This window comes from Lutibacter sp. (assembly GCF_021647475.1).
In the GTDB taxonomy this organism is placed as follows: domain Bacteria; phylum Bacteroidota; class Bacteroidia; order Flavobacteriales; family Flavobacteriaceae; genus Lutibacter.
In genome coordinates, this window is the sequence record NZ_JAKIUR010000092.1 from 1 (window position 1) to 6,083 (window position 6,083).

Annotated in this window: 8 protein-coding genes; 2 read left to right on the forward strand and 6 right to left on the reverse strand. The window is 29.0% G+C overall.

Annotation, left to right across the window (positions count from 1 at the left end; translation table 11 throughout):
* Window positions 1-161: 161 nt before the first annotated feature.
* The 4 genes from L3J60_RS13200 to L3J60_RS13215 all read right to left on the reverse strand — a co-directional run bounded on the left by L3J60_RS13200 (window position 162) and on the right by L3J60_RS13215 (window position 3,222).
* Window positions 162-854: a DUF6048 family protein gene (locus L3J60_RS13200; protein WP_291976035.1), complete on the reverse strand. Its 693-nt coding sequence runs from the start codon at window positions 852-854 to the stop codon at window positions 162-164.
* The gene (locus L3J60_RS13205) at window positions 820-1,272 is read right to left on the reverse strand and encodes a DUF6452 family protein (protein WP_291976036.1); all 453 of its coding nucleotides are present in this window, start codon (window positions 1,270-1,272) and stop codon (window positions 820-822) included. Before L3J60_RS13205 ends, L3J60_RS13200 begins: the two co-directional genes overlap by 35 nt.
* Before the next feature lie 5 nt (window positions 1,273-1,277).
* A complete protein-coding gene (gene rlmD, locus L3J60_RS13210; RefSeq protein ID WP_291976037.1) occupies window positions 1,278-2,687 on the reverse strand; it encodes a 23S rRNA (uracil(1939)-C(5))-methyltransferase RlmD in 1,410 nt (469 codons plus the stop codon).
* A gap of 73 nt (window positions 2,688-2,760) precedes the next feature.
* Window positions 2,761-3,222 (reverse strand): c-type cytochrome, encoded by a 462-nt coding sequence (locus L3J60_RS13215; protein WP_291976038.1) that lies wholly within the window; start codon window positions 3,220-3,222, stop codon window positions 2,761-2,763.
* 229 nt (window positions 3,223-3,451) lie between these two features.
* Here L3J60_RS13215 and rocD point away from each other — a divergent pair, with 229 nt between their 5' ends.
* Entirely contained in the window at window positions 3,452-4,693 is a 1,242-nt protein-coding gene (gene rocD / locus L3J60_RS13220; protein ID WP_291976039.1) for an ornithine--oxo-acid transaminase, read from the forward strand.
* Window positions 4,694-4,981: 288 nt separating this feature from the next.
* Here the strand turns inward: rocD and L3J60_RS13225 are convergent, their stop codons facing one another.
* Window positions 4,982-5,635 (reverse strand): glycosyl hydrolase 53 family protein, encoded by a 654-nt coding sequence (locus L3J60_RS13225; RefSeq protein WP_366837396.1) that lies wholly within the window; start codon window positions 5,633-5,635, stop codon window positions 4,982-4,984.
* A 2-nt stretch (window positions 5,636-5,637) separates the two neighbouring features.
* Complete coding sequence (locus tag L3J60_RS13230; RefSeq protein WP_291976040.1) at window positions 5,638-5,760, reverse strand: hypothetical protein; 123 nt, start codon at window positions 5,758-5,760, stop codon at window positions 5,638-5,640.
* 64 nt (window positions 5,761-5,824) lie between these two features.
* On the opposite strand from L3J60_RS13230, the gene L3J60_RS13235 reads away from it, so the two are divergent.
* Window positions 5,825-6,083 (forward strand): helix-turn-helix domain-containing protein (locus L3J60_RS13235; RefSeq protein WP_291976041.1); only part of this gene is annotated, 259 nt, incomplete at its 3' end.

Consider the following 6,083-nt stretch of genomic DNA (forward strand, 5'->3'; position numbering starts at 1 on the left):
TAGCCTTGAACCTCCTGAAAAATGAACAAACTAAAAAACTGTCGGTTAAAAGCAAAAGACTCAAAGCGGCTTGGGATGAAGACTATTTATTAAGGATATTGAAAATAAAAGTGTGAGTTTGCCCTGGGTAAAAAACTATATGAGTTTAAAAGCACAAAAAATTATTTTTTCTTCTTAATAATAGGAATCAAGTAACTTAAAGTGTAGTTAAAACTTACTCCAGAATCATTTAAAAAAACTCTATTAAAACCAGGAACATATAAATTTTTAAAGTTTTCAGGTTCTTTAGTTGAAATCATTTTATTAAAACTAACACTTGCTCCTAAATACAAATTTTTCAATGTTTCTACTTTCATTCCAAAAACAAAAGCATACCATTGTGCATTTAATCCACTGAATTTATTGCTAGGTGTTATTTGTGGATTATTAAAATAAGTTCCGTTACTATTTGGAGTGTAACTATTTAGCGTTTGATTAAAAAAACTGATTCCGTAGCGTAAACCTACATATATTTCGTTACGCATTCCTATCCAGTTTTTGTAGGCATTATAATTAAAGCCAACTTTTATATAGGAACCTTTTGTGGTGAAATTTATATAATCTTCGTTAGTGGTTTTGGTAACATTACCAATTTCTGTTGCCAAATAATAGTTATTTAAAATACGAATATCACCAACTACTTCAATTGCTTTATTTTGCTTATCAAAAAAAGTGATTATGGGTTTACTTATATCTACACCAACCCTAATTCCATAAGATTCTTGTCGTTTAATAGTATCCGTTTTCTGTTGAGCATAACTTTGTATGCTGAACCAGCTACTAATGATAAATAGCAATATGTGCAGCTGTTTCATTATCTATTGTTGGGTTAATAATTTTAATTTCTTTTATCCAATTAATGGAGTCACTGCCAATTGTTAAATTTTCAAATATTGTTTTATATCCGCATGAACGAGATACAAATACATCTTTTCTAGTATAACTAAAATTAATTTTGTCAACGATTATACTATCTGAAAATTTATAAACGGTACTATCTTTTGTTAAATCTAATGGAATGGAAATAGAATCTAAAGACATTCTTTTATAAATGCTATCTTTATTTTCACTCCAAACGGTTAAATAGGGTATTTTTTTTAATGCAGTTCTTGCGGTATCATTATAAAATAGGATAATTAAATTTGGTGTAGTTGCATCTATACAAATATCATCTTTTTCACAACTTAAAAAAGAAGCGATTAAAAGGATAAAAATTATCAATGTTTTTTTCATAAACTTTATTTTAATTCTAATAAAACAACATTTTCAACGTGATGTGTTTGTGGAAACATATCTACTGCTTGCGTTTTTACAATAGTATAATAATCTTTCATTAAAGCCAAATCACGAGCTTGGGTTGCTGAATTACAACTAACATAAACTATTTTTTTAGGTAAAATATCTAATAGTTTTGCAACCACATTTTTATGCATTCCATCTCGTGGTGGGTCTGTAATAATAATATCTGGTTTTCCGTGTTTGGCAATAAAAGCATCGTTAAAAACAGTTTTCATATCTCCTGCAAAAAAATCAACGTTATTAATCTTATTTAATTGTGCGTTAATTTTGGCATCTTCAATAGCTTCAGGTACAGATTCTACACCAATTACTTTTTTAGCTTTTCTGGCTACAAATTGAGCGATTGTTCCTGTACCAGTATATAAATCATACACAATTTCATTCCCAGTTAAATTTGCAAAATCTCGAGTAATTTTATATAATTCGTAAGCTTGTGTTGAGTTAGTTTGGTAAAAAGATTTCGGACCAATTTTAAATTTTAAATTTTCCATTTCTTCAAAAATATGATCTCTTCCTTTAAAAAGAATGATATCTTGATCATATAAAGTATCATTTCCTTTTCCATTAATTACATATTGTAATGATGTAATTTCAGGAAATTTTTCAGCTAAAGCATTTAATAAACCTTCTCGTTTTTCCTTATTTTCTTTAAAAAACTGAATGACTACCATAATTTCTCCGTTAGAAGAAATTCGAATCATAACTGTTCTTAAAAAACCACTTTGTTCTCTTGGGTTAAAAAACGCTAAACCATTCTCTATTCCATAATTTCTGATAAAATTTCGGATAGCGTTTGAGGGTTCTTCTTGTAAATGGCATTTTGAAATATCTAAAATTTTATCCCACATTCCTGCAATATGAAATCCACAGGCATTTCTGTTATCAATTTCTTCACCAGAATTTATTTCATCTAACGTAAGCCATCGACTGTTTGAAAATGAAAATTCCATTTTATTACGATAATAATAGGTTTTTTCACAGCCTAAAATAGGAGTAATTTCGGGCAACTCTAAATGCCCAATTCGCAATAAATTATTAACCACTTCATTTTGTTTATATTCCAATTGATAGTTATAACTCATATTTTGCCATTTGCAACCACCGCAATTATCAAAATGTTCGCATACAGGCTTCGTTCTTTTATCGGAATATTTATGAAATTTTATAGCAGTTCCTTCAAAATATGCTTTTCTTTTTTTGAAGGTTTTTATATCAACAACATCTCCAGGAACTGTATTTGTTAAGAAAATAACTCTTCCATCAGGTGCTTTTGCTACTGTTTTACCACGGGCACCAGCATCTACTATTGTTATGTTTTCAAATATTTGTTGCGTTTTTTTTCTCGCCATGATGCAAATGTACCATTTTAGCATAAAAAAAGCACCTCCAAAAAGAGATGCTTTTTTACTATTTTATTAAAAATTATTTTACACTTCTCATATAAGCAGCTAAAGCGGCTAATTCTTCACCTTTTAAGTCTTTTACAAAACCATCTAAATTAGCTTTCATAATTGCAACTTGACCAGGATCAGTATCAACAATAGCCTCAGATTCTTCTTTTAAAAACTTAACAATATCACCATTTTTTTCTGTGTAAATTTTATTTATATCTTTAATTGATGGACCAATTACTTTTACATCTGGTTGGTGACAAGTAGCACAAGTTTTTTCAGTAAATAATTTTTTTCCTAATGCAACATTGTCAACAACACCATCTGCATTAGTTGTTACTTCTTTGGTTGTTTGAGTAGTCTCTGGAGTTGTATTATGTTGCATCATTGGTTGTTGCATCATTGGTTCCCTTTTTACTTCTTTTTTCTTTTTTTCACCGCAACTCACAAAAAATAGTGCTGCTAATCCTAAAACTAATACTGATTTTTTCATTTTATTTTATTTAATTAGATTGATACAAATTTATTAAAAAAAATAGATTATTATGTAATATTGTTCACAAAAAAATAAAAGTTTAGGATATTGATATTGAAACAATTTATATCTATATCAATAAATCAAAAAAAATAATTATTAATTTTGTATTTTTGAACCCTCAGAGGATGATTTCTCTCCTAATAAGAAGGAATTGATATTTTTCAATTTTTAATTTTTTTTTAAGATGGTTTCAGATAAAATTTCAGCCACACAAGCTATTGAATTAGAACATAAATACGGAGCTCATAATTATCATCCACTTCCTGTAGTTTTAAATAGAGGAGAAGGAGTGTATGTTTGGGATGTAGAAGGAAAACGATATTACGATTTTTTATCAGCGTATTCTGCTGTTAATCAAGGACATTGTCATCCTAAAATAATAAATGCTTTAAAAGAACAAGCGGATAAATTAACACTTACTTCTCGTGCTTTTTATAATGATATTTTAGGGAAATACGAACAATATGTTACGTCTTATTTTGGGTACGATAAGGTATTACCTATGAATTCTGGTGCTGAAGCTGTAGAAACCGCCATTAAATTGTGTAGAAAATACGCATACGAAGTAAAAGGAATTGATAAAAATAAAGCAGAAATTATTGTTTGTAAAAATAATTTTCATGGAAGAACAACTACTATAATTTCTTTTTCTAATGATCCTGAAGCTAGAGAAAATTTTGGACCTTATACTAGTGGATTTATTAAAATTGAATATGATAATTTAAAGGCTTTAGAAGAAACTTTAAATTCGAGTAATAATATTGCAGGATTTTTAGTCGAACCTATTCAAGGAGAAGCAGGTGTTTATGTGCCTTCTGATGGATATTTAGCTAAAGCTAAAGAACTTTGCGAGAAACATAATGTTTTATTTATGGCAGATGAAGTTCAAACAGGAATTGCCCGAACTGGCAAATTGTTGGCGGTGCAATATGAAGATGTTGTTCCTGATATTTTAATTTTGGGTAAAGCTTTAAGCGGAGGCGTTTATCCTGTGTCTGCAGTTTTAGCAAATGATGCAATAATGGATGTAATTAAACCTGGTCAACATGGTTCAACATTTGGTGGAAATCCGTTAGCTGCAGCAGTCGCAATTGCTTCATTAGAAGTAATTAAAGATGAAAAATTAGCAGAAAATGCCTATAAATTGGGAAACTTATTTAGAAGTGAAATTCAAAAATTAGTAGATTCTTCTGAATTTTTAAAACAAGTTAGAGGAAAAGGATTGTTAAATGCTATTGTTATTAATGATTCTGAGGATAGTTCAACAGCTTGGGATATCTGCTTGAAATTGCGAGATAATGGTTTGCTTGCAAAACCTACACATGGTAATATTATTCGTTTTGCACCACCTTTGGTAATGAATGAAGAACAATTATTAGATTGTGTTGCAATAATTAAGAAGACTTTTAATGAGTTTGAAAATTAAAAAAAAGCGGCTTTTAAGCCGCTTTTTTTATTTTCTGATAAATCATTGTGTTATTTTTTACTCAATTTTAAATTCTTTCAATACGGGTAAAGCTTTATTATTAAAGTCAAATAATGCTTGATTTTACCAAGGAGAAGCATCTGTAGCTTGTTTCCCTTTCCAAGCAATTAATTCTGCTCCCCAATAACAAAATCCTATTCCATTTTCAACTTCTTTAGTTATTGTTTTAATTTGTTCTATAAATTTCCGTTGACCTTCATGTGTTGCAGGATATTCAGGTAAAATTAATTAATCTTCCAATCCCACAATGTTATTAGTCCAATCATTCCAGTCAAGTGTGAAAGGATAGGCTGTTTCAGCAATCACTATTTCCCTATGATGAATTTTACTCAAATCTTGCATCTTAGTTTTAAGGTTATTTAAAGATTTTCCGTGCCATCTTGGATAATATGATAAACCAATAATATCATAATCTAATGTGTTTACCTGATTGAAAAACCAATCAGAACCTTCTATTCCAGCAAAATGTAAAATTATTTTAGTATTATTTGAACTTGTTCTTACTGCTGAAATCCCCATTTTCATTAGCTCTATAAAATTTTGAAAATTATTTAAAATGTTTCCATATGGGTGAAGCAATCCAGAATTTATTTCGTTACCAATTTGAATATAATTTGGCTGAATTTCATTTACAACTTTTTCAGTATAATTAAATACACTGTCTTTTAGTTGGGTGAAACTAATTTCTTGCCATATTTTTGGTATTTTTTGATGGGCTGGGTCAGCCCAAGTGTCAGAATAATGAAGAGTTAACCAAATTTTAAACCCTTTTGATTTTAAAGTTTCAGAAAACTCTTTTACTTCAGCAAATCCAGAATGTACATTGCTTGGGTTTACCCAAAGCTTTAATCTAATTGTGTTTACTCCGTTTTCCTTGAGGATATTTAAAAATCATTTTGATTACCATTCAAATCATAAAATATTGGATTTGAATTTGATATTTCAGGATATCTTGAAATGTCAACAGCAGAAATAAACTTTGAGTTTCCGTTGTCTAGAATAGGCACATTTAAATTATGAATTTTCCTGAAATAGGTTGACTAAAAATTAAACACTTAATTATAGTCACTTATGAAACAACAAAAACAAGCCTGTCGAAAAAAACAGTACCAAAAAGTTACTTACGAACATAAACTTTTTGTCATTGACCAAATTAAAAACGGTCAAATATCAGTAAATTATGCATCAAAAAAGTATGATATTTCAAGATCTTCTATTCATTATTGGATAAAGAAATACAGTACCTTTGAGCAAAACAATACAGGTATGAGTAAAAACAAAGAAATTAAAAAACTCAAAGAAAAGATAGAAGAACTAGAGTTCATTAAAG